The sequence below is a fragment of the Serinicoccus kebangsaanensis genome (assembly GCF_008919445.1).
Lineage (GTDB): Bacteria > Actinomycetota > Actinomycetes > Actinomycetales > Dermatophilaceae > Ornithinicoccus > Ornithinicoccus kebangsaanensis.
The window spans coordinates 15338-36152 of record NZ_VSLG01000020.1 but is presented as its reverse complement, the minus strand read 5'-3'; the positions used below and the strand labels follow the sequence as shown (position 1 = coordinate 36152).

The 20815-nt window shown below is 72.6% G+C and carries 21 protein-coding genes; 5 read left to right on the top strand and 16 right to left on the bottom strand.

Going from position 1 to position 20815, the window contains the following annotated elements; all coding sequences use genetic code 11:
- The first annotated feature begins 48 nt into the window (after positions 1-48).
- The 3 genes from FXF60_RS15680 to FXF60_RS15670 are packed head-to-tail and all read left to right on the top strand — an operon-like array spanning position 49 to position 2020.
- Positions 49-483 (top strand): hypothetical protein, encoded by a 435-nt coding sequence (locus tag FXF60_RS15680; protein WP_151526915.1) that lies wholly within the window; start codon positions 49-51, stop codon positions 481-483.
- A complete protein-coding gene (locus FXF60_RS15675) occupies positions 480-953 on the top strand; it encodes a hypothetical protein (protein ID WP_151526914.1) in 474 nt (157 codons plus the stop codon). The genes FXF60_RS15680 and FXF60_RS15675 overlap by 4 nt, the downstream gene beginning before the upstream one ends.
- A complete protein-coding gene (locus FXF60_RS15670) occupies positions 950-2020 on the top strand; it encodes a lysylphosphatidylglycerol synthase transmembrane domain-containing protein (RefSeq protein WP_192796781.1) in 1071 nt (356 codons plus the stop codon). Before FXF60_RS15675 ends, FXF60_RS15670 begins: the two co-directional genes overlap by 4 nt.
- On the opposite strand, the gene FXF60_RS15665 is transcribed toward FXF60_RS15670, so the two are convergent.
- From FXF60_RS15665 to guaB, 8 genes are all read right to left on the bottom strand, one after another.
- Positions 1993-2793 (bottom strand): type 1 glutamine amidotransferase, encoded by an 801-nt coding sequence (locus FXF60_RS15665; RefSeq protein WP_238335891.1) that lies wholly within the window; start codon positions 2791-2793, stop codon positions 1993-1995. The two genes, FXF60_RS15670 and FXF60_RS15665, sit on opposite strands and share 28 nt — an antisense overlap.
- On the bottom strand, positions 2790-4118 hold the full coding sequence (locus tag FXF60_RS15660; RefSeq protein ID WP_192796780.1) for a Mur ligase family protein: 1329 nt from the start codon (positions 4116-4118) through the stop codon (positions 2790-2792). Before FXF60_RS15660 ends, FXF60_RS15665 begins: the two co-directional genes overlap by 4 nt.
- Complete coding sequence (gene guaA / locus FXF60_RS15655) at positions 4109-5725, bottom strand: glutamine-hydrolyzing GMP synthase (protein WP_302849038.1); 1617 nt, start codon at positions 5723-5725, stop codon at positions 4109-4111. The genes FXF60_RS15660 and guaA overlap by 10 nt, the downstream gene beginning before the upstream one ends.
- Positions 5722-6057, bottom strand: a complete 336-nt coding sequence (locus tag FXF60_RS15650; protein WP_151526911.1) for a DUF3817 domain-containing protein — start codon at positions 6055-6057, stop codon at positions 5722-5724. Before FXF60_RS15650 ends, guaA begins: the two co-directional genes overlap by 4 nt.
- Positions 6054-6866 (bottom strand): SURF1 family protein, encoded by an 813-nt coding sequence (locus tag FXF60_RS15645; protein ID WP_151526910.1) that lies wholly within the window; start codon positions 6864-6866, stop codon positions 6054-6056. Before FXF60_RS15645 ends, FXF60_RS15650 begins: the two co-directional genes overlap by 4 nt.
- A 29-nt stretch (positions 6867-6895) precedes the next feature.
- On the bottom strand, positions 6896-8242 hold the full coding sequence (locus tag FXF60_RS15640) for a YncE family protein (RefSeq protein ID WP_238335890.1): 1347 nt from the start codon (positions 8240-8242) through the stop codon (positions 6896-6898).
- Between the two features lie 55 nt (positions 8243-8297).
- On the bottom strand, positions 8298-9419 hold the full coding sequence (locus FXF60_RS15635) for a GuaB3 family IMP dehydrogenase-related protein (RefSeq protein WP_151526908.1): 1122 nt from the start codon (positions 9417-9419) through the stop codon (positions 8298-8300).
- Between the two features lie 61 nt (positions 9420-9480).
- The gene (gene guaB / locus FXF60_RS15630; protein WP_151526907.1) at positions 9481-10995 is read right to left on the bottom strand and encodes an IMP dehydrogenase; all 1515 of its coding nucleotides are present in this window, start codon (positions 10993-10995) and stop codon (positions 9481-9483) included.
- A 220-nt stretch (positions 10996-11215) separates the two neighbouring features.
- Here guaB and FXF60_RS15625 point away from each other — a divergent pair, with 220 nt between their 5' ends.
- On the top strand, positions 11216-11488 hold the full coding sequence (locus FXF60_RS15625; RefSeq protein ID WP_437440876.1) for a WhiB family transcriptional regulator: 273 nt from the start codon (positions 11216-11218) through the stop codon (positions 11486-11488).
- A 128-nt stretch (positions 11489-11616) separates the two neighbouring features.
- On the opposite strand, the gene groL is transcribed toward FXF60_RS15625, so the two are convergent.
- From groL to FXF60_RS15610, 3 genes are all read right to left on the bottom strand, one after another.
- Positions 11617-13224 (bottom strand): chaperonin GroEL, encoded by a 1608-nt coding sequence (gene groL, locus FXF60_RS15620; protein WP_151526905.1) that lies wholly within the window; start codon positions 13222-13224, stop codon positions 11617-11619.
- Positions 13225-13442: 218 nt separating this feature from the next.
- Positions 13443-13736 carry a co-chaperone GroES gene (gene groES, locus FXF60_RS15615; RefSeq protein WP_151526904.1) on the bottom strand — a complete coding sequence of 98 codons (294 nt, stop codon included), beginning with the start codon at positions 13734-13736 and terminating at the stop codon, positions 13443-13445.
- Between the two features lie 214 nt (positions 13737-13950).
- Entirely contained in the window at positions 13951-15216 is a 1266-nt protein-coding gene (locus FXF60_RS15610) for a phospholipase D-like domain-containing protein (protein WP_151526903.1), read from the bottom strand.
- A 31-nt stretch (positions 15217-15247) separates the two neighbouring features.
- Here FXF60_RS15610 and FXF60_RS15605 point away from each other — a divergent pair, with 31 nt between their 5' ends.
- A complete protein-coding gene (locus FXF60_RS15605; RefSeq protein ID WP_192796779.1) occupies positions 15248-16477 on the top strand; it encodes a DUF8688 domain-containing protein in 1230 nt (409 codons plus the stop codon).
- A gap of 26 nt (positions 16478-16503) precedes the next feature.
- On the opposite strand, the gene FXF60_RS15600 is transcribed toward FXF60_RS15605, so the two are convergent.
- The 5 genes from FXF60_RS15600 to tsaB all read right to left on the bottom strand — a co-directional run bounded on the left by FXF60_RS15600 (position 16504) and on the right by tsaB (position 20776).
- Positions 16504-17211: a potassium channel family protein gene (locus tag FXF60_RS15600; RefSeq protein WP_437440875.1), complete on the bottom strand. Its 708-nt coding sequence runs from the start codon at positions 17209-17211 to the stop codon at positions 16504-16506.
- Positions 17201-18532 (bottom strand): TrkH family potassium uptake protein, encoded by a 1332-nt coding sequence (locus tag FXF60_RS15595; protein WP_151526900.1) that lies wholly within the window; start codon positions 18530-18532, stop codon positions 17201-17203. The genes FXF60_RS15600 and FXF60_RS15595 overlap by 11 nt, the downstream gene beginning before the upstream one ends.
- Before the next feature lie 75 nt (positions 18533-18607).
- Entirely contained in the window at positions 18608-19651 is a 1044-nt protein-coding gene (tsaD, locus tag FXF60_RS15590) for a tRNA (adenosine(37)-N6)-threonylcarbamoyltransferase complex transferase subunit TsaD (protein ID WP_151526899.1), read from the bottom strand.
- Positions 19644-20111: a ribosomal protein S18-alanine N-acetyltransferase gene (gene rimI, locus FXF60_RS15585; RefSeq protein ID WP_151526898.1), complete on the bottom strand. Its 468-nt coding sequence runs from the start codon at positions 20109-20111 to the stop codon at positions 19644-19646. The genes tsaD and rimI overlap by 8 nt, the downstream gene beginning before the upstream one ends.
- Positions 20108-20776 carry a tRNA (adenosine(37)-N6)-threonylcarbamoyltransferase complex dimerization subunit type 1 TsaB gene (gene tsaB / locus FXF60_RS15580; protein ID WP_151526897.1) on the bottom strand — a complete coding sequence of 223 codons (669 nt, stop codon included), beginning with the start codon at positions 20774-20776 and terminating at the stop codon, positions 20108-20110. The genes rimI and tsaB overlap by 4 nt, the downstream gene beginning before the upstream one ends.
- Between the last annotated feature and the right edge of the window lie 39 nt (positions 20777-20815).

Genomic DNA, 20815 nt, shown 5'->3' with positions numbered 1-20815 from the left:
GGACATGCCCGGTCCGGTCCGCCGCGGCCCGCGGCCTACCCTGGTGGGGTGACCCACGCCCTCCCGACCGCCGCCGTCACCGGTGGCGCGGCCACCCCGAGCTCGGGATACCTCGACCCGCCGACGCTCGTCCTGCTGCTCGGCGGGCTGGCGATCGCGATCGTCGCGCTGGTGGCGGGCCTGAACGGCCGGCCCCCCGGCCGGGTCACGCTGGGGCTCACCTGGCTGCTGCAGGCCGGCGTGGTCGCCTACTGCGCGACCTACTTCGGTCGGCAGCTGGGTGGCGCCGCTCCGGTGGGCCCGGGCTGGGAGCTGTGGGCCTACCTCGTGACCATCCTGCTGCTGCCCGCGCTGGCGCTGGTCTGGGCGGGTCAGGAGCCGACGCGGTGGAGCACCTTCGTGCTTGCGGTCGCGGCCTTCGTGGTCGCCGTGATGGGTGCCCGGACGGCGCAGATCTGGTACGGCGTGGGGATGCTCACGTGAGCCGCCCCACACCGCACGACGGCGACCGCCGGCACGGGCCGGGCCGGGTGATCCTGGCGCTCTACCTCGTCTTCGTCATCGGCACCGTCTCCCGGTCCGCCGCCCAGATCTCGACCCGGTTCGAGCAGGCACCCCTGGCCTACAGCCTGTCCGCGGTCGCCGCCCTGGTGTATGTCGTCGCCCTCGTCTCGCTCTCGCTGCGCGGGCGCCGAGCCTGGTGGGTGGCGGTGGTGGCGCTGTCGGTCGAGCTCGCCGGGGTCCTGGTCGTCGGCACCTGGAGCTACCTGGCGCCGGAGATGTTCCCGGACCAGACCGTGTGGAGCCACTTCGGGCAGGGCTATCTGTTCATCCCCGTCGTCCTGCCCGCGGCCGGCCTGTGGTGGCTGCTCTCGGCCCGTGGCGCACGTGCCGCCCCCGTGGGAGGCCGCGGGTCTGGGAGCATGGGCGACGTGGACCAGGGGGCGGCGTGAGCGATGCGCAGCGGAGTCCGCTGCCGCGTCGCCTGACCTGGCGGGACGCCGTCAGCTCCGCCGTCGGGCTGGTGGTGGCAACCCTGCTGATCGCCTACGGGCTGCCGCACTTCCTGGACACCTCGTGGGCGCAGATCGGGGCGCAGCTGGGCCGGGTCCGCCCCGGGACGGCACTGGTCATGGCGCTGCTGCTGCTGGCCGGGCTGTTCAGCTACACCTGGGTCCTCATCGGGTCCCTGCCGGGGCTGGGGCACGTCCAGGCGCTGAAGGCCAACGCGGTGTCCGCGACCGCGGCCAACCTGCTCCCGCTCGGCGGTGCGGTGGGGATCGCGCTGATGGGCGGGATGTTCCGCTCCTGGGGCTTCGCGCTGCGCTCGATCTCCACCAGCATCCTGGTGACCGGGCTGTGGAACCTGCTGGCGCGGGTCGCGCTGCCCATCCTCGGGGCGCTGGTGCTCGTCGCCGGGCCGGTCGACGCCCCGGACGTGGTGATCCGCGGTGCGTGGGTCGCGGGGGCGCTGGGTCTGCTGCTCGTGCTCGTGGCCGGTGTCTTCGTGCTGTCCGACGGCGCGGCACGGGTGATCGCCAGGACGGCGCGCCGCGGGCTGGCCGTCGTCGGCGCCACGACCATCCGCGGTCAGGCTCCCGACGAGCTGCTCACCGACCAGCGGCACCGGGTCGCGGGGGTGGTCCGCAGCGGCGGGCTGACGATGGCGCTCGGCATGACCGGGCAGTTCGTGCTGCTCTTCGGCCTCTACTGGTTCGCCGCCCACGTGGTCGGGCTGGACCTCCCGCTGGCCGAGCTCGTCTGCGCCTACACGTTCCGACAGCTGCTCACCGTGGTCGCCGTCACCCCCGGTGGCCTGGGCGTGACCGAGGTGGGGACCGCGGGCATGCTGGTCCTGCTCGGGGGCGATCCGGGGGCCGCCTCCGCGACCGCCCTGCTGTATGCCATCTACGCCCACGTCGTCGTCGTGCCGTTCGGGCTGGGTGCCGTGGCCGCGTGGTGGTTCGGGTCGGGGCGCACGACGCTGGTCGATCAGGACCCGAGCAGCCTGCGCACCTGAGCCTGGTGCGCCCTGGTGGCGACCGTGTCGTCGATCTCACCCGGCGCCCACTCGCCGGTCGCACGCCGCGCGGCGATCTCGAGCAGACCGTCCGCGAGCGTCGGGTTGGCCGGCAGGATGGGACCGTGCAGGTAGGAGGCGACGACGTTGCCGACCCGGGCACCCTCGAGGGCGTCCGAGCCGTTGTTGCCCTTGCCGTGCCGCACCCGGCCGAAGGGCCGCTGCCCCTCCCCGAGGACGGTCGAGCCGGAGTGGTTCTCGTAGCCCACGACCGACCCGAAGTCGGTGTCCAGCACGACCGGCCCGATCATCCGGGTGGCGTTGCCGCGGGTGGTGACGTCCAGGATCCCCAGGCCTGGCAGGCGCTGGCCCTCCACCGTGATGAAGGCCTCGCCGAAGAGCTGGTACATGCCGCAGATCATCAGCATGGGCAGACCGTCGGCCGCGAGCTCCCGCAGCCGGTCTGCGTGCCGCTCCAGGTCCTCGGTGACCCGCACCTGCCCGCTGTCCTGGCCACCGCCGCCCAGCAGGATGTCGACCCGCTCCGGCCAGGGGGCGCCGGGGTGGTGGTCGTGGACGACGGGACGGTATCCGTGCCAGCGCAACCGGGCAGCCAGGCACCGGGTGTTGCCCAGGTCGCCGTAGATGCTCATCTCGCGCGGGTAGAGATGCACCACGTGCACCTCGCCCTTGTCCGCCGGCACCTCGGCCAGCGCCGCGACGTCGTCCGGCAGGGCGACCGCCACGCCGCTGCTGCCCTCGGGCCGGGTCATGCGTCCGGGTCCTCTCCGAAGCGGGCCAGCCCGAAGCGGTCGGCCAGCCGACGGCGCAGGTGCATCATCGCCGTGTAGGTGCAGAAGATGCGCCTCGGCTCCCCCTCGTGGTCGCTCAGGAAGCGGTCCAGGGCTGCGTCCAGGTCGGTCTCGACGTCCCCGACCTCGACGCCGTCGTAGCGCAGGCGCAGCGCCATGTCCCATCCCCGCACGCCCGAGGTCAGCGCCACCCCGCGCTCGCGCAACGACTCGAAGGACACGTCGTAGAGCCAGGACACGTCCCGGCCGTCGGCGTAGTTGTCGTTGATGGCGACCATGGTGGCGACCGGCTCGGACCCGTAGGTACCCAGCGCCACCGTGAACCCCGCCGGGTTCTTCACCAGGACCAGCTCCAGCGGCACCCCACCGACGTCGATCACCTCGCCCCTGCCGAACGGTGGCGCCACCCGGGCCAGCGCGGCACCCGCAACGCCGGCGCGGAAGTCGTCGCCGAGCACGTGCCGGGCCATGGCCGTGGCGGCGGTCGCGTTGATCATCGCCGCGAGCCCCCGCTGGCGCAGGGTCACCGGCCCGACGTCCGCGCCCGGGTCGCCGGGGAGCCGGACGGTGAAGGCGCGCCCGTCGTCCGCCGGCAGCAGCAGGGCTGCGGCGCTGCGCTCCTCGCGGTCCAGCACCACCTCCGAGGTGTCCTCGGCACGGACGTCCTGCTCCTGCAGCTCGGGCAGGCGGTCGGCGATGGACGGGTCGACCCCGAACCAGCTCACCCGCACCCCGTCGCCCACCCGTCCGCGGATGCGGGAGATGAAGGAGTCGTCCACGTTCAGCACGACCCCGTCGGTCGTCTGCTCGGCCAGCGTGGTGAGCAGCTGCGCCGTGTGGTCGATCTCGGCGAACCGGTCGAGCTGGTCCCGCGCGACGTTGAGCAGGAGCGAGTGCGTCGGCCGCACCTGGGCGCTGAAGTGCAGGGCGTGCGCCTCGTCCAGCTCCACCACGGCCACGTCCGCGGCCAGGGCGCCGCGCAGCCCGACCTCGCCGAGCATCGAGGAGATCACCCCGCGGGTGAAGTTCGAGCCGGTCGGGTTGGTGAACACCCGCAGCCCGTGCGCCCGCAGCAGCGCCACCAGCATCTTGGTGGTCGTCGTCTTGCCGTTGGTGCCGCTGACCACGACCACGCCCCGAGGCAACGACCCGAGGGTATGCCGCAGCACCGCCGGGTCGATCCGCTCGGTCACCAGACCGGGGAGCGCCGAGCCGCCGCCGCGGAGCCGGGACGCCGCGCGCGCCGTCTTGCCGGCGGCGAGCGCCAGGGTGGTCCTCACTCCCATTCGATCGTCCCCGGGGGTTTGCTGGTCACGTCGAGCGCGACCCGATTGACCTCCTCGACCTCGTTGGTGATCCGGGAGGAGATGCGGGCCAGCACGTCGTAGGGCAGCCGGGTCCAGTCGGCGGTCATCGCGTCCTCGGAGGACACCGGCCGCAGCACCACCGGGTGGCCGTAGGTGCGGCCGTCCCCCTGGACCCCGACCGACCGCACGTCCGCGAGGAGCACCACGGGGCACTGCCAGATGTCCCGGTCGAGCCCGGCCGCGGTCAGCTCCTCCCGGGCGATCGCGTCCGCGCGCCGGAGGGTGTCCAGCCGGTCCGCGGTGACCTCGCCGATGATGCGGATGCCCAGGCCCGGCCCGGGGAAGGGCTGGCGCCACACGATGGCCTCCGGGACGCCCAGCTCCAGCCCGACCTGCCGCACCTCGTCCTTGAAGAGGGTGCGCAGCGGTTCGACCAGCTGGAACTGGAGGTCGTCGGGCAGCCCGCCCACGTTGTGATGGCTCTTGATGTTGGCCGCGCCGGTGCCGCCGCCGGACTCCACCACGTCCGGGTAGAGCGTGCCCTGGACCAACCAGCGCACCGGGTGGTCCTCCGGGTCCCCGTCGCCGTCGGCGGACGGGTCGTGGGCGCGCACGACGTCGCGGGCCGCCTGCTCGAAGACCCGGATGAACTCGCGCCCGATGATCTTGCGCTTCTCCTCCGGATCGCTCACGCCGGCGAGCGCGCCGAGGAAGCGCTCGCGGGCGTCCACGACCACGAGGTCGACACCGGTCGCCTCGACGAAGTCGGTCTCGACCTGCTCGGCCTCGCCCTCGCGCAGCAGCCCGTGGTCGACGAACACGCACGTGAGCTGGTCGCCCACGGCGCGCTGCACCAGGGCCGCGGCGACCGAGGAGTCGACGCCGCCGGAGAGGCCGCAGATGACCCGGTCCGCGCCGATCTGCGCCCTGGCCTGGGAGATCAGCCCCTCCGCGACGTTCTCGCTGGTCCACGAGGGGGTGATGCCGGCCCCACGGGTGAGGAAGTTGACCAGGACCTCCTGGCCGTGCGCGGAGTGCAGGACCTCAGGGTGCCACTGCACGCCGTAGAGCCGGCGCTCGTCGTCCTCGAAGGCGGCGACCGGCGCGCCGGGGGTGCGGGCGGAGACCGTGCACCCCGTCGGCGCCGCCGTCACGGCGTCCCCGTGCGACATCCACACGACCTGCTGCTCCGGCTGCCCGGCGAAGAGGGTGCTCGGCGGTCCGCTCACCGTGGCGTCGGTCTGACCGTACTCCCGGCTCCCGGTCCGCTCCACGGTGCCGCCCAGCACCCGCGCCATCGCCTGGAAGCCGTAGCAGATGCCGAGCACCGGCACCCCCGCGGTGACGACGGCCTCCTCCAGCCCTGGGGCACCGTCGGCGTAGACCGAGGAGGGTCCTCCGGACAGGATGATCGCGGCGGGGTTCCTCGCCAGCATCTCGGCGGCGGGCATGGTGTGCGGGACGATCTCGCTGTAGCAGTCCGCCTCACGGACCCGCCTGGCGATGAGCTGGGCATACTGCGCACCGAAGTCCACGACGAGCACGGGGTCGGGGCGCACGTCCAGAGCCGGTGCTGCCGAGGTCACGCGGCCACCCTACCCGCGCCCGCGCCGTCCCCCTCGATCTGGGCCGCCGCCTCCCTGGCGACCCGGTGCTCCACCCAGAAGGACAGGAAGGGCACGCACCCGGCCAGCATCACCCCGACCATCTTCCCCAGGCCCCAGCGCAGCTGGAAGCCGAGCAGCGCGGTGGCGACGAGGTAGACCATGTAGACCCACCCGTGCGGCGAGGGCCACCACGCCAGGGCATGGTTGCCGAAGCCGTAGCGCAGGACCATGTGCGCCACCAGGAGCAGCAGGCCGATGCCGACCACGAACGCCATGAGGCGGAAGAACAGCAGCTTGGCACGGGGGGTCATGGGTGGGGCTCCTTCATCGGGGCGGGGGCGGACCGGGGCTGGGGAGGTGGGGCCGGCGGAGCGTCGGCGGTCGAGGGCGCGGGGCCCTCGGCGCGGCGCGCCGCGTCGTGCAGGAAGCGGAGGTACATGTAGATGGCGAAGGCCGCGAAGATGAACCACTGCAGCGCGTAGCCGACGTTGCGCCACACCACCCCGCTCTCCCCGAAGACCGGCGGCGGGACCGGTTGCACCGCCTCGTCGGTGAGGCCGGGCTGCTCGTCGACGAGGAAGACGAAGGCGTCGTAGATCGGGGACTGCCAGTCGTTGGCCAGGTCGGCGGTGTCGATCGCACCGCGCTGACCCGCGGGCAGCCCGGTGGGGCCGGGTGACTCGGAGGGGGCGAGGGTGCCGGTGACCGTGACCGGTGCCTCGGCCGGGGCGGCGGCGTCGGACGGGGAGCGCACGAAGCCCCGGACCACCGGGAGCAGCGCCGGGCCGATCGCCGAGTCGGTGCGCACGGGGGTGACCACCCAGTAGCCACGCTCGCCGGCCAGCAGCCGGTCGGGGACGAGGAACTGCAGGTCGGCCGCGTAGCTGCCCTGCGCCCGCACCGACCGCCCGGCACCGTCGCTCGGGAAGGTCGTCTGCGGCGCGATGGCCTCCCCGACGGGCACCGTGGGGCGCTGCCGCTGCTCCTGCGAGAACTCCCTGGAGGCGGCGTTCGAGCTCACCCCGAGCTGCCACATGCCGAGCTGGTAGAACGCCACGACCACCACCACCAGCAGCGCCAGCAGCGCGAGCCAGGCGGGCTTGAGGGCGGTGCGGATCACCGCTCCAGGGTAGGTCCTCCCCCTGGACGTCAGAGCAGGGTGCTCTGGTCGTCGAAGACGTAGATCGAGCCGCCGTAGCAGGCCACCCAGACGGTGTTGGTGACCGGGTCGTAGTCGATCCCGATCGGGTTCGCGTCGACCGGGGCGGTGTCGACGACCTCCATGTCGGAGGTCCTGACCTTGGCGATGCTCGCCTCGTTGTAGTTGACGACGTAGAGCGCCTTCTCGTCCGGGCTCATCGCCACGCTGCGCGGCTCCGCGCCGGGGTTCACCTGGTCGACGATCTCGTCGGTGCCGGTGTCGATCTTGTAGATGGCGTTGCCGCCGCTGGTGGTGAGGTAGAGCGTGCGCCCCTCGTCGGCGAGGTTGAGGTGGCGCGGGCGGGAGGCGGTCTGCATCACCACCTCCGCGGTGCCCTCGGCGAGGTCGACCTTGTAGAGCTCGTCGGCATACATCGCGACGACGTAGGCCGTCGTGTTGTCGGGCATGACCACCACGCCGCGTGGTGCTGCGGCCAGCTGGATGACCCCGGTCTCCTCGCCGCGCTCGGTGTCGACGACGGACAGGGTCGCGTCGCACCAGTTGCTCACCAGCAGGGTCTCCTGGTCCGGGCTCAGCGCGAGGTACTTCGGCACGGCGCCCACCTCGAAGACCTGGTCCCAGGCCATCTCCTCGGCGTCGAAGCGATAGACGAAGGAGGCTCCCACGCCGCTGTCCCGGGTGCAGGCGTCGAAGCCCTCGACCCCGAAGTTCTCGCCGTACATCGTGTACTGGGAGACGTAGGCATACCGTCCGTCCGCCGTCCAGGCGGCCTCGACCGGCGACCCCTGGGAGAGGCCCGGGTGCCCCTCGATGCCGAACTGGGACAGCTCGACCGCGTCGTCCAGGACCTCCAGCTGCTCCCGGCTGGTGCTGTCGAAGACGGTGGAGGTGTGGCTGTACATCATGTTGTTGGCGATCATCAGCCCACGCCCCGAGGACATGACCGACTTCGGGGTCAGCCCTCCGGTCAGGTAGTCCACCTGCTCCAGCGCGGTCAGGTCGCTCGCGTGCTCGCCCGGGACGGGCTCGCGCTGCCAGACGGCAGGCTCACCACCGTCGTCCTCGGTCCCCGGGTCGGCCGGCTCACCGGCCCCGTCGTCCTGACCGCCCTCACCCTCCTGGCCGTCCTGGTCACCCTCGCCACCGTCGCCGCCTGCGTCGTCCGCCTGCTGCGGAGCGCTGGCCTCGGTCGGTCCCGAGGTCGTCTCCGGGCCGGCCGCGGGCGCACCGTCGGCCCCGCCGATGACCTGGGTGAGCCCCCACCCACCCAGCAGGACCAGGGCGAGCAGCGTGCCCAGCACCACGCGACGGCGGCGCACGTGCTCGGGGGCCATGCTGACGTTCACCTCGGGCAGTCCACCCGGACGGTGCCTGCCCGACTCCGGTCGCTCATCGTTCGCCATAGGGCGCCACCACCACGTCGACTCGCTGGAACTCCTTGAGGTCGGTGTACCCCGTGGTCGCCATCGCCCGGCGCAGGGCACCCATGAGGTTCGTCGTGCCGTCGGCGGTGCGGGCCGGACCGACCAGCACCTCCTCGAGCGTGCCGACCGACCCGACGTGCACCTTCTCGCCGCGCGGCAGCTCCGGGTGGTGCGCCTCGCTCCCCCAGTGGTAGCCCGCACCGGGCGCCTCCTGGGCCCGGGCGAGGGCGGCGCCGAGCATGACGGCGTCGGCTCCGCAGGCGACCGCCTTGACGATCTCGCCCGACTCGCTGGTCCCCCCGTCGGAGATGACGTGGACGTAGCGTCCTCCGGACTCGTCCAGGTAGTCCCGCCGGGCGGCCGCGACGTCGGCGATCGCGGTCGCGGCCGGGGTGTGGATGCCCAGCGCCGTGCGGGTGCGGTGGGTGGAGCCGCCACCGAAGCCGACCAGCACCCCGGCGGCCCCGGTGCGCATCAGGTGCAGGGCTGCGGTGTAGGTGCCGGCGCCGCCGACGACGACCGGCACGTCCAGCTCGTAGATGAAGCGTTTGAGGTTCAGCGGCTCGGCGTGGCTGGAGACGTGCTCGGCCGACACGGTGGTGCCGCGGATGACGAAGAGGTCGACCCCGGCGTCGACGACCGCCTTCCAGAACTGCTGGGTCCGCTGCGGCGAGAGGGAGCCGGCGACCGTCACCCCGGCGTCCCTGATCTGCCGCAGCCGAGCGGTGATGAGCTCCGGACGCACCGGCGCGGCATACAGCTCCCGCATCCGCTGCGTCGCCTCCTCGCCCTCCAACCGCGCGATCTCCGCGAGCGCGTCGGCCGGGTCGTCGTAGCGCGTCCAGAGGCCCTCGAGATCGAGGACCCCGAGTCCACCGAGCGCTCCGATCGCGATCGCCGTCTCCGGTGAGACCACCGAGTCCATCGGCGCCGCGAGGATGGGCAGCTCGAAGTGGTAGGCGTCGATCTGCCAGGTGATCGAGACGTCCTCGGGGTCACGGGTGCGGCGGGACGGCACGACGGCGACGTCGTCGAAGGAGTAGGCCCGACGGCCCCGCTTTCCACGTCCGATCTCGATCTCGCTCACCGGCTCAGGCTACCTGCCGGCACCGTCGCGACCGGACTGCGCCACGCGTCGCGCCGGGGGCTCAGCCGTAGTTCGGCGCCTGCGCGGTCATCTCGATGTCGTGCGGGTGGGACTCCTGCAGGCTGGCCTGGGTGATCCGGACGAAACGGCCCTTGTCCCGCAGCTCGGGGACGGTCCGCGCCCCGACGTAGAACATGGCCTGCCGCAGGCCACCGGCCATCTGGTGCACCACCGCGCTCGCCGCCCCGCGGTAGGCGACCTTGCCCTCGACGCCCTCGGGGACGAGCTGGTCGTCGCTGGTGACCTCCGCCTGGAAGTAGCGGTCCTTCGAGAACGACTTCGCCCCGCGGGAGCTCATCGCCCCGAGCGAGCCCATGCCGCGGTAGCTCTTGAACTGCTTGCCGTTGACGAAGATCAGCTCACCCGGGCTCTCCTCGCAGCCGGCCAGCATCGACCCCATCATGACCGCCTCGGCACCGGCCACCAGCGCCTTGGCGATGTCGCCGGAGTACTTCATGCCGCCGTCGGCGATGACCGGGACGCCGGCCTCCCGACACACCTGGGCCGCCTCGTGCACGGCCGACAGCTGCGGCACCCCCACCCCGGTGACCACGCGCGTGGTGCAGATCGCCCCGGGCCCCACGCCGACCTTCACGGCGTCCGCCCCCGCGTCGACGAAGGCCCGGGCACCGGCGCCCGTGGCGACGTTGCCGCCGACCACCTGGACGTGGCGGGTCGCGGGGTCGCTCTTGAGCCGGGCGACCATGTCGAGCAGCATCCGCACGTGCCCGTGGGCGGTGTCGGCGACGAGCACGTCGACACCCGCCTCCATCAGCGTCGTGGCCCGTTGCCAGGCGTCCCCGAAGTAGCCGATCGCCGCACCGACCAGCAGCCTGCCGTCACCGTCCTTGGACGCGTGCGGGTACTGCTCGCTCTTGACGAAGTCCTTCACCGTGATCAGGCCGGAGAGCCGGCCCTGCTCGTCCACGAGCGGGAGCCGCTCCCGCTTGTGCGCCCGCAGGATGGCGGTCGCCTCCTCGCGGGACACGTCGGCGCTGGCGGTGACCAGCGGCATCGGCGTCATGACGTCGCGGACCAGCGTGCGGTCCCACTCGGCCACCGGCGTGAACCGCAGGTCACGGTTGGTGCAGATCCCGAGCAGGTGCCCTCCCTCGTCGACGACCGGGAGCCCGGAGACGCGGTACTGGCCGCACAGCTGGTCCAGCTCGCCCAGGGTCGCCCCCGGGCCGATCGTCACCGGGTTGGTGATGCGCCCGGTCTGGGTCCGCTTCACGAGGTCGACCTGGAGGGCCTGGTCCTCCACGGAGAGGTTGCGGTGCAGGATCCCGATCCCGCCCTGCCGGGCCATCGCGATCGCCATCCGCGCCTCGGTCACCGTGTCCATCGCGGCGGAGACCAGCGGCACCCGGAGGGACACCTCCCTGGTCAACCGGCTCGTCGTGTCGATCTCGGTCGGGGACATGTCGGTCTCACCGGGCAGCAGCAGCACGTCGTCGTAGGTGAGCCCGAGCCGCGCGAAGGGGTCGGAGGGACCGGGGGTGTCACCGGAGGTCATGTCCCCAGTCTAGGGCCGCTGGGCCCCGCTCCCGGGGCGGGCCACCCGCCGCTATGCCCTGCGTGCCCGAGCACGTAGAGTGACGGCACGACGAGACGCTCGTCACGCTCGGATGCTGCTTGCTCAGGGGCCCCGCAGGGGGGCGAGGCGCAGGTGAGGACCCGGGTCCAGCCCCCGAGAGGAGGAAGCCGTGGCCGAGACCGCTGGACAGCCTGGCCCCGTGGCGGACCTGTGGGAGTGGCAGTTCGAAGGCGCCTGCCGGACGACGAGCCCCGAGGTCTTCTTCCACCCCGAGGGCGAGCGGGGCCCGGCGCGCCGCCGTCGGGACGAACGCGCCAAGTTGGTCTGCGCGACCTGCCCGGTCCTCGAGCAGTGCCGCACGCACGCGCTCGCGGTCCGTGAACCCTACGGCGTCTGGGGAGGCATGACCGAGGAGGAGCGGGCCGAGCACTACGAGCGGGTGGACGCGGCCAGGCCGCACCAGCCGCGCTGACCCTCCGGGTCCAGCACGACCACCACGGACGCCCCGACGACCGCACGACGAGGCCCCGCCGGGAGGTGTCCCGACGGGGCCTTCGTCGTGGCGCGGGTCAGCCGGCTCGGCCGGCCCGCGCGGCGCGGTCAGTGGGCGTGACCGTGACCGGCCTCGTCCTCGTCCTCCTCGGGCTTGTCCACGACGAGGGTGTCGGTGGTGAGCACCATCGAGGCGATCGAGGCCGCGTTGCGCAGGGCGGAGCGGGTGACCTTGACCGGGTCGATCACGCCGGCGGCGAACAGGTCGCCGTACTCCCCGGTGGCGGCGTTGAGCCCCTGCCCGGGTGACATCTCCCCGACCTTGGTCGTCGCGACGTAGCCCTGGAGGCCGGCGTTCTCCGCGATCCAGCGCAGCGGCTCCTGGGCCGCCTTGACCACGATCGCGGCACCGACGGCCTCGTCCTCGGCCAGCCCGAGCTCGGCTGCCGCCGGGGCGGCGTGCACCAGCGCCGAGCCACCGCCGGCGACGATGCCCTCCTCGATCGCCGCACGGGTCGCCGAGACGGCGTCCTCGATGCGGTGCTTCTTCTCCTTGAGCTCGACCTCGGTGTGCGCACCCACCTTGATGACGCAGACCCCACCGGCCAGCTTGGCGATCCGCTCCTGCAGCTTCTCGCGGTCCCAGTCGGAGTCCGTCGCGGCGGCCTCGTTCTGGAGCTGGGCGACGCGGTCGCTGACCGCCTGGGCGTCTCCGCTGCCCTCGACGATGGTCGTGGTGTCCTTGGTGGCCACGATGCGGCGCGCGGTGCCGAGGACCTCCAGGCCCACGGACTCCAGGGACAGGCCGACCTCCTCGGCGACGACCTGGCCACCGGTCAGGATGGCCATGTCCTGCAGCATCGCCTTGCGGCGGTCACCGAAGCCCGGAGCCTTGACGGCAGCCGCGTTGAAGGTGCCGCGCATCTTGTTGACCACGAGGGTGGACAGGGCCTCTCCCTCGACGTCCTCGGAGATGATCATCAGCGGCTTGCCCTCGCCGACGACCTTCTCCAGCAGCGGCAGCAGGTCGGAGACCTTGGAGATCTTGCCCTGGACCAGCAGCACGTACGCGTCCTCGAGCACCGCCTCCATCCGCTCGGTGTCGGTGACGAAGTAGGGCGACAGGTAGCCCTTGTCGAACTGCATACCCTCGGTGAACTCCAGCTCCATCGCGGTGGTGGAGGACTCCTCCACCGTGATGACGCCGTCCTTGCCGACCTTGTCGAAGGCGTCGGCGATCAGCTCACCGATCTGCGTGTCCTGGGCCGACAGGGCCGCCACCTGGGCGATCTCGTCGCGGCCCTCGAGCTCGCGCGCCGTCTCCAGCAGGCGGTCGTTGATCGCCGACACGGCCTGGTCGATGCCCCGCTTCAGCCCGGCGGGCGCCGCGCCCGCGGCGACGTTGCGCAGGCCCTCCTTGACCATGGCCTGGGCGAGGACGGTCGCCGTGGTGGTGCCGTCACCGGCGATGTCGTTGGTCTTGGTCGCGACCTCCTTGGCGAGCTGGGCACCGAGGTTCTCGTAGGGGTCCTCCAGCTCGACCTCGCGCGCGATGGTCACGCCGTCGTTGGTGATGGTCGGCGCGCCCCACTTCTTGTCGAGGACGACGTTGCGGCCCTTCGGGCCCAACGTCACCTTGACCGCGTTGGCCAGGGCGTCGACGCCCCGCTCCAACGCCTTGCGGGCGTCGTCGTTGAACTGCAGCTGCTTCGCCATGGGCGAGCGCTCCTTTCAGCGGATCTGTCTGGTCTGCGGCGCAGGACGCGCGCCGCCCCGGGCACCACGTGGGCGGCCGGGGCGGTGCGTCTGCGGTGATGTCGTGCGAGGGTGCACCTCGCAGGCTCGGACTCTTGCGAGTGCGTCAGCCGACGCGCTCTCTGGTCGGCTTCCACGCCTGGCTCCGAGCCTCGCAAGCTCGGATTCTTGCGAGGGCGTCAGCCGACGATGGCGAGCACGTCACGCGCCGACAGGATGAGGAACTCCTCGCCGGAGTACTTCACCTCGGTGCCGCCGTACTTGCTGTAGATCACCCGGTCGCCGACGGCGACGTCCATGGGGACACGATTGCCGTTGTCGTCGATCCGACCCGGCCCGACCGCCAGGACCTCGCCCTCCTGGGGCTTCTCCTTGGCGGTGTCCGGGATGACCAGGCCGGAGGCCGTGGTCTGCTCGGCCTCGACGGCCTTGACGACGATGCGGTCCTCGAGCGGCTTGATGGAAACCGACACGGTTACCTTCCTTCTCCTTCAGTGCCCGACGCGGGTGCGCCGGTCAGGTGGTCGCTACTTCCGGTGCTCACTCCACCGCGCAGTGGCCACCGCCGTCGCGGGGGTCGGCGGTCACTCGCGGCTGGCACTGACGTGCCCAGAGTGCTCAGGACGAATCTAGGCAGCGCATTAGCACTCGGTCAAGCCGAGTGCCAGCGAGTTGGGCGAACTCGGCTCAGAGCAGAACCTGCAGCGGCTGCAGCACCCGCTCCACCAGCCGGGTGCCCCTCCCCCGCTCCTCCCACTCCTGCAGGGTCAGCTCGTGGCAGTGCTCCAGGTCGGACCGGAAGATGCGCTCCATGTGCTCGGCCTGCTCCGGGTCGACGATCTCGAGGTTGATCTCGTAGTTGCCCTGCATGGAGAGGCGGTCCACGTTGGCGGTGCCGATGGTGGCCCAGCGCCCGTCGACGGTCATGGTCTTCGCGTGCACCATGACGTCGTGGTAGAGGTGCAGCCGCACCCCACCCTCGAGCAACGTCGCGAAGTAGGACTGCGCGACGATGTCGGCGAGCACGTGGTTGGAGGCCTGCGGCATGACCACGCGGACGTCCACACCGCGCGAGGCGGCGGTGAGCAGCCCGTGCAGGATCTCCCGGTCCGGGATGAAGTACCCCTGGGTGATCCAGATGCGGTGGACGGCGCGGTCGATCGCCTCGAGGTAGAGGGCGCGCACCGGGTACACCACCCGGCTCGGCTCGTTGCGTGCGGCACGGATGTGGGCGTTCCAGTCCAGCGTCCCGCTGTCCGGGAGATCCGGGCGGCGCCTGCCCTTGTGCCGGTTCCAGAAGTCGGTGAAGGCGTTCTGCAGCTCCCAGACGCTCGTGCCCTCGACGCGGACGTGCGTGTCCCGCCAGCTCGTCGCATACAGGGACCCGATGTTGTAGCCCCCGACGAAGCCCACCCGACCGTCGACGACGAGGATCTTGCGGTGGTCCCGCCCGGAAGCACGGACGTCGATGAGCGGCAGCGCCGTCCGGAGCACCGGGAAACGGAGCACGTGGACACCCTCCGGGAACTTCAGGAAGTCCCGTGGCACGACGAGGTTCGCGAACCCGTCGAAGACGAGGCACACCAGCACGCCGCGGTCGGCCGCGCGCAGCACCGCCTCCTTGAACGCCCGGCCCACCTCGTCGGCCTTCCAGATGTAGGACGCCAGGTAGACGAAGTCCTCCGCCTCGTCGATGGCCGCGATCATGTCGTCGTAGAGGTACTGCCCGTAGGTGTAGGTCGTGACCCGCGACCCCTGCACCGTCGTCGAGAGCGGGTCCTGGACCGGCGCGTCGCGATCCACGTGGTCACGCCGCTTGCGCAGGGCGTCCGCCGCGACGACGCCCGCGGCCAGGGTCAGCTGTCCGGCCACCCCGGCACCGGCGACCCCGACGGCGATCCGGCGCCCGCGACGCAGCATCCGGCTGACCTTGCGGCTGAACACTCGGGGCATGCCGCCAATCTACTGGGAGCACAATGGGGCCATGAGCGCCGATCCTGCCGTGGCTCTCGTGGAGCGGCTGCAGCACGGTGCGGGCGCCGAGCTGCTCGCCGGTCTGCCGCCGTACGACGAGGGGACCTCGCTGTCCCTCATGACGCGGCTGCGGGACGCCGGGCACGATCCCGACCTCGTGTCCGCCGCCCTGACCCAGGCGCGGCTCCGGTCCCGCGCGCGACCGCGGCTCGGGGACCTGGTCGACCGGCTGTTGCTCACCCAGGATGGCGTGGAGCAGGCCACCCGCCCGCCGGTCGCCGCCCGCCGCGCGACGCTGCTGGCGAGCAGCGGGGTGGAGCACGTCGTCGACCTCGGATGCGGGTTGGGGCTGGACTCCATGGCATTCGCGCAGGCCGGGCTGGCGGTGACGGCCGTGGAGGCCGACCCGGCCGTCGCCGCGGCGGCCCGGGCCAACCTCGCCCCGTTCGACCGGGTGCGCGTCCTGGTCGGGGATGCCCACGACACCGACGTCGGTGCGGCCGACGCCGCGTTCCTGGACCCCGCCCGTCGGGTGCCCGGGCACGCGGACACCCGTGGCCGGACCCGCCGGCTCACCCGGCTCGAGGACCTGTCGCCCCCCTTCGAGACAGTCCTCGCGGTGGCGCAGCAGGCCCGGGTCACGGCGGCGAAGCTCTCTCCCGCGTTCCCACGTGCCGCGGTGCCCCATGACGCGGCGGCCGAGTGGGTGGGGATCGACGGCGACGTCCTCGAGTGCACCTTGTGGTGGGGGCTGGGCCCACCGGGGCGACGGGCGGTGGTCGGCACGACGACCGACGGCGAGGTGAGCTGGCACGAGGTGCGCTCCGGGCCGCACCCTGGGGTGCTCGCGCCAGGCGCCGACCCGGGGCCGTGGCTCGCCGAGCCCGACCGCACCGTCCTCGCTGCCGACCTCACCGGGGCGGTCGCGGCCCTGGTGCAGGGTCAGGAGCTCTCCGACGACGCGGGCTACGTCAGTGCCGAGCACCGGGTCGAGAACCCGGTCGTGCGCTGGTATGCCGTCCGGGAGGTGCTCCCGCTGCGCGCCCGCACCGTCCGCGCGTGGTTGCGCGGGCGGGCCGGCGGGCCGGTGACGATCAAGAAGCGGGGTGTCCGCACGGACCCGGACGCCTTCCGGTCAGAGCTGCGCCTGCCGCGGCGCACCGTCGGCGACGACGAGGTGATCCTGGTGCTCACCACGGTGGCCGGCACGCCCGCCGTCCTCGTCGTGGACCGCGCCTGAGCCCGCGGCCCGCACGGGCCCGCGCCTCAGGAGTCCGCCCGGCGCCGGGCACGCGGGAGGGACACGAACCGCTCGACGTCCCCGACCCGGCCGGAGACCACGAGCTCGTCACCCTCCTCCACCATCGTCTCGGGCACCGCATAGGTGAACGGTTCGCCCGGCGGCTTGATCCCGACGACCGTGATGGTGTGCCGGGTCCGGACCGCGGAGTCGGCCAGGCTCCGGCCCCAGGTCTCGACCGGCGCGCTGCACCGGGCGATCGCGAACTCGTCGTCGAACTCGAGGTAGTCGGCGAGCCCGTCGGTGACCATGTGCGCCACGCGCTGGCCCATGACGTACTCCGGGTAGATCACGTGGTCCGCGCCGATGCTGTCCAGGATCTTCCCGTGCTTGCGGGTGATCGCCTTGGCGTAGATCCGCCCCACCCCCGCCTCGTGCAGGGTGATGACGCTGAGGACGCTGGCCTCGATGTCCGACCCGATCGCGACCACGGCGCGGTCCACGCTCCCGATGCCCAGCTGCCGCATCGCCTCCCCGTCGGTCGCGTCGGCGACCACGGTGTGGGTGAGCTCGTCGGCATACTTCTGCACCCGGCGCTCGTCCGTGTCGATCGCGAGGATGTCGACGCCCTGCCGCACCAACGACTCGCAGACGGCCGTCCCGAACCGGCCCAGCCCGACGACGAGAACCGTCGGGGTGGCGCCGTCCGCGTCTCGCTTCTTCCTAGCCAACAATGGGTCTCTCCTCAGGGAGTCGGTAGTGGCGGTGGCGGGTGTTCAGGGCCAGCGCGGCGGCCACCGTGATGGGGCCCACCCGCCCGAGGAACATCAGCAGCATGAGCAGGAGCTGAGCGTCCCACGGGAGGGCGGCGGTGAGCCCGGTGGACAGGCCGACGGTGGCGAACGCCGAGACCGTCTCGAACAGCAGGTCGGTGGGCCGCGCCCCCTCGGTGCGGCTCATGAGGTAGATCGTGGAGACGACCACCAGGCCCACCGCGAGCAGCGCGACCGAGAGGGCCTGGCGCTGGGTGGAGCTGGAGATGCGGCGGCGACCGATGACCACGTCGGGTTCGCCGCGGATCTCGGACCAGATGACGAAGGCGAGGATCAGGAAGGTCGTGATCTTGACCCCGCCCGCCGTGCCGGCCGACCCGCCGCCGATGAACATGAGCACCGTGGTGACCGCGAGCGTCTCGTCGCTGGCCACGCCGTAGTCGATGCTGTTGAAGCCTGCCGTCCGGGGGAACAGGCCGCCACCGACGGCCCCGACGAACTGACCCCCGGGGCCCAGGTGGGTCAACGTCCCCCCGGCCCGGGACTCGAACCACCAGAAGAGCGCCGTGCCGAGCAGCATCAGCGCCGCCGTGCCCCAGACCGTGAGCCGGGTGTGCACGCTCCATCGCGCGTGCGGCACGCGGTGCAGCAGCTCGCGCAGGACGGGGTAACCCAGCCCGCCGATCACCAGCGCGAGACAGATGGGTCCGATGACCAGCAGGTCGCCGACGAAGCCCATGGCGCTGTCCTGGTAGAGCGCGAAGCCGGCGTTGTTGAAGGCGGAGATCGAGTGGAACACCCCGTGCCAGACCGCCGTGCCCACGTCGTAGCCGTAGCCCCAGCGGAACCGGGCGGCCAGCAGCACCGCCACGACGAGCTCGACGACGACGAGGATCAGCAGCATGGACCGGATCACCGACCGGACCTCGCCGAGCCGCTGCGAGTGCGAGTCCGCCTGCGCCGCCAGGGTGGAGCGCAGTCGGAGCTTGCCCCGGACGGCCATCGCGAGCAGCGTGGCCAGCGTCATCACCCCGAAGCCACCGATCTGGATCAGGGCGAGGATGACCACCTGCCCGAAGGGGGTCCAGTAGCTCGCGGTGTCGACGGTGATCAGGCCGGTCACGCAGGTCGCGGAGACCGTGGTGAAGGCCGCGACGAGCAGATCCGCCGGCGCGCCCGGGGCGCGGGAGACGGGGAGCAGCAGCAGGGTCGTGCCGAGGAGCACGAGCCCCACGAAGCCCAGGGTGACCGCACGGGCCGGATGGGCCCAAAAGACACGCACGAGAGCCCATGGTGCGCCTGCAGCCGACGGTGCGGCAAGTCGACGACGACCGCCCCACGCCTCCCGCGCCCAGGGTCAGGAACGCACCTGCTCCACCGGCTGCGAGGAGTCTGCCGGCAGGTCCAGACGGGAGGCGTCCCGCCCCCGGGTGACCATCTGCGCGCCGAGTGCCGCCACCATCGCACCGTTGTCGGTGCACAGGCCCGGTCGAGGCACCCGCAGCCTGATGCCCGCCCTGTCGCACCGCTCCTGGGCCAGGGCGCGCAGCCGGCTGTTCGCCGCCACCCCTCCGCCGATGAGCAGGTCGTCGACACCGTGCTCGGAGCACGCCAGGACGGCCTTGCGGGTGAGCACGTCCACGACCGCCTCCTGGAAGCTCGCGGCCACGTCCGCGACCGGGACCGGCTCGCCGTCCGCCTCCCGCGCCTGCACCCACCGGGCGACGGCCGTCTTCAGGCCGGAGAAGGAGTAGTCGAACCGGTGCCGCTCCATGTCCCTGCCCGAGGTCAGTCCGCGGGGGAAGTCGATGGCCACCTGGTCGCCCTCCCGGGCGGCCCGGTCGATGTGCGGCCCTCCGGGGAACGGCAGCCCCAGCACCCGCGCCACCTTGTCGAAGGCCTCCCCTGCCGCGTCGTCGATCGTGGCGCCCAGCGACCGGATGTCGTGCGTCACGTCCGGCACCAGGAGCAGGTTGGAGTGACCACCGCTGACCAGCAACCCCATGGTGGGCTCCGGCAGGGGGCCGTGCTCCACCACGTCGACGGCGACGTGGGCCGCGAGGTGGTTCACGCCGTAGAGGGGGACGCCCAGCCCGAGGGACAGCGCCTTCGCGGCCGCGACCCCGACGAGGAGGGCCCCGGCGAGCCCTGGCCCCGCAGTCACCGAGACCGCGTCGACGTCCGCCAGCCGCACCCCCGCCTCACGGCAGGCGCGCTCGATGGTCGGCACCATCGCCTCCAGGTGGGCGCGACTGGCGACCTCCGGGACGACGCCACCGAACCGGGCGTGCTCCTCGACGCTGCTGGCGATCGCGTCGAAGAGCAGCGTCTCGCCCCGGACCAGGCCGACGCCGGTCTCGTCGCAGCTGGTCTCGATGCCCAGCACCAGGGGTTCATCCATCGGCCGACAGCTCCTTGCGCAGGGCGAGGGCGTCCTCGCCGGACCGGTAGTAGCGCCGACGCGTGCGGACCAGGGCGTAGCCGCGGGAGGCGTAGAGCCGTCGGGCCACGTCGTTGCCGCTGCGCACCTCCAGCATCACGCTGGCCGCACCGGCGGCGCGGGCCCGGTGGTGCAGCTCGTCCAGCAGCAGCGTCCCGACCCCACGCCCGCGAGCCCGAGGGTCGACGGCCAGCGTCATGACGTCGGCGACGTCGCCGCCGAGGTCCAGACCGGCATACCCCACCAGGTCGGACGTCCGTGGGTCGTGCGCCACCAGGTAGGACCGGCGGGGACGTCGGGCCAGCTCGGACCACAGGCTCGCCTCGTCCCACGGGTCCTCCGGGAAGGCCGCGCGCTCCAGGTCGGCCATGGCGGGGATGTCGCGCCAGGTCGCGGCCCGGAGGTGGGTGCCCGCCCTCATCGACGCATCTCGACGGCGTCGGGCCGGCGCAGGTACAGCGGCTCCGGCGGCAGCAGCGCCGTCTCCGCGTCGGGGTGGTCGCCGGCCCGCAGCCGCACCGCCAGCTCGGCCAGGGCGCCAGGTCGCACGTCCCGGACGTCCGGGAGCGCGACGCCGCTGAACGCGTCCGGGTAGAGCTCGGCACCGCGGCCGACCGTGGGCAGCGTCCGCAGCTGCTCCGCCAGGTCCGCGTCAGCGCATACCCCGGGTCCGGCGATCCGCCGGGCGTCCGTCGGACCGACGGCGTAGTGGGCCCAGTAGACCTCGCGCCGGCGGGCGTCGGTGGCGACGAGCAGCTCCCCCTCGTGGGTGCCCATGACCTGATGGGCCAGGGCGTCCAGCGAGCAGATGCCCTGGGGGGTGGGGAGCCCGAGGCCGTGCGCCAGGGTCAGCGCGGTGACCACCCCGACCCGCAAGCCGGTGAACGGACCGGGACCGACCCCGCAGACCACGGCGGTGAGCTCGGCAGCGGGTATGCCTGCCTCCCGGAGAGCCTCCTGGATCGCCGGGGCGAGCAGCTCCCCGTGCCGCCGCACGTCGTGGTGGACCACCTCGGCACGGACCCGCTCACCGTCGTGGAGTGCGGCACCGACGATGCCGGTGGCGGTGTCGATCGCGAGCAGCACCCACTCAGGCTAACGTGAGGGGTGTTGGAGTCCCCCGCC

Coding starts and splice junctions, on each gene's coding strand:
- FXF60_RS15665 (WP_238335891.1), bottom strand. CDS start 2,793: ATGACCCGGCCCGAGGGCAGCAGCGGCGTGGCGGTCGCCCTGCCGGAC.
- FXF60_RS15660 (WP_192796780.1), bottom strand. CDS start 4,118: ATGGGAGTGAGGACCACCCTGGCGCTCGCCGCCGGCAAGACGGCGCGC.
- FXF60_RS15650 (WP_151526911.1), bottom strand. CDS start 6,057: ATGACCCCCCGTGCCAAGCTGCTGTTCTTCCGCCTCATGGCGTTCGTG.
- FXF60_RS15640 (WP_238335890.1), bottom strand. CDS start 8,242: ATGGCCCCCGAGCACGTGCGCCGCCGTCGCGTGGTGCTGGGCACGCTG.
- guaB (WP_151526907.1), bottom strand. CDS start 10,995: ATGACCTCCGGTGACACCCCCGGTCCCTCCGACCCCTTCGCGCGGCTC.
- groL (WP_151526905.1), bottom strand. CDS start 13,224: ATGGCGAAGCAGCTGCAGTTCAACGACGACGCCCGCAAGGCGTTGGAG.
- FXF60_RS15610 (WP_151526903.1), bottom strand. CDS start 15,216: ATGCCCCGAGTGTTCAGCCGCAAGGTCAGCCGGATGCTGCGTCGCGGG.
- FXF60_RS15605 (WP_192796779.1), top strand. CDS start 15,248: ATGAGCGCCGATCCTGCCGTGGCTCTCGTGGAGCGGCTGCAGCACGGT.
- tsaD (WP_151526899.1), bottom strand. CDS start 19,651: ATGGATGAACCCCTGGTGCTGGGCATCGAGACCAGCTGCGACGAGACC.
- rimI (WP_151526898.1), bottom strand. CDS start 20,111: ATGAGGGCGGGCACCCACCTCCGGGCCGCGACCTGGCGCGACATCCCC.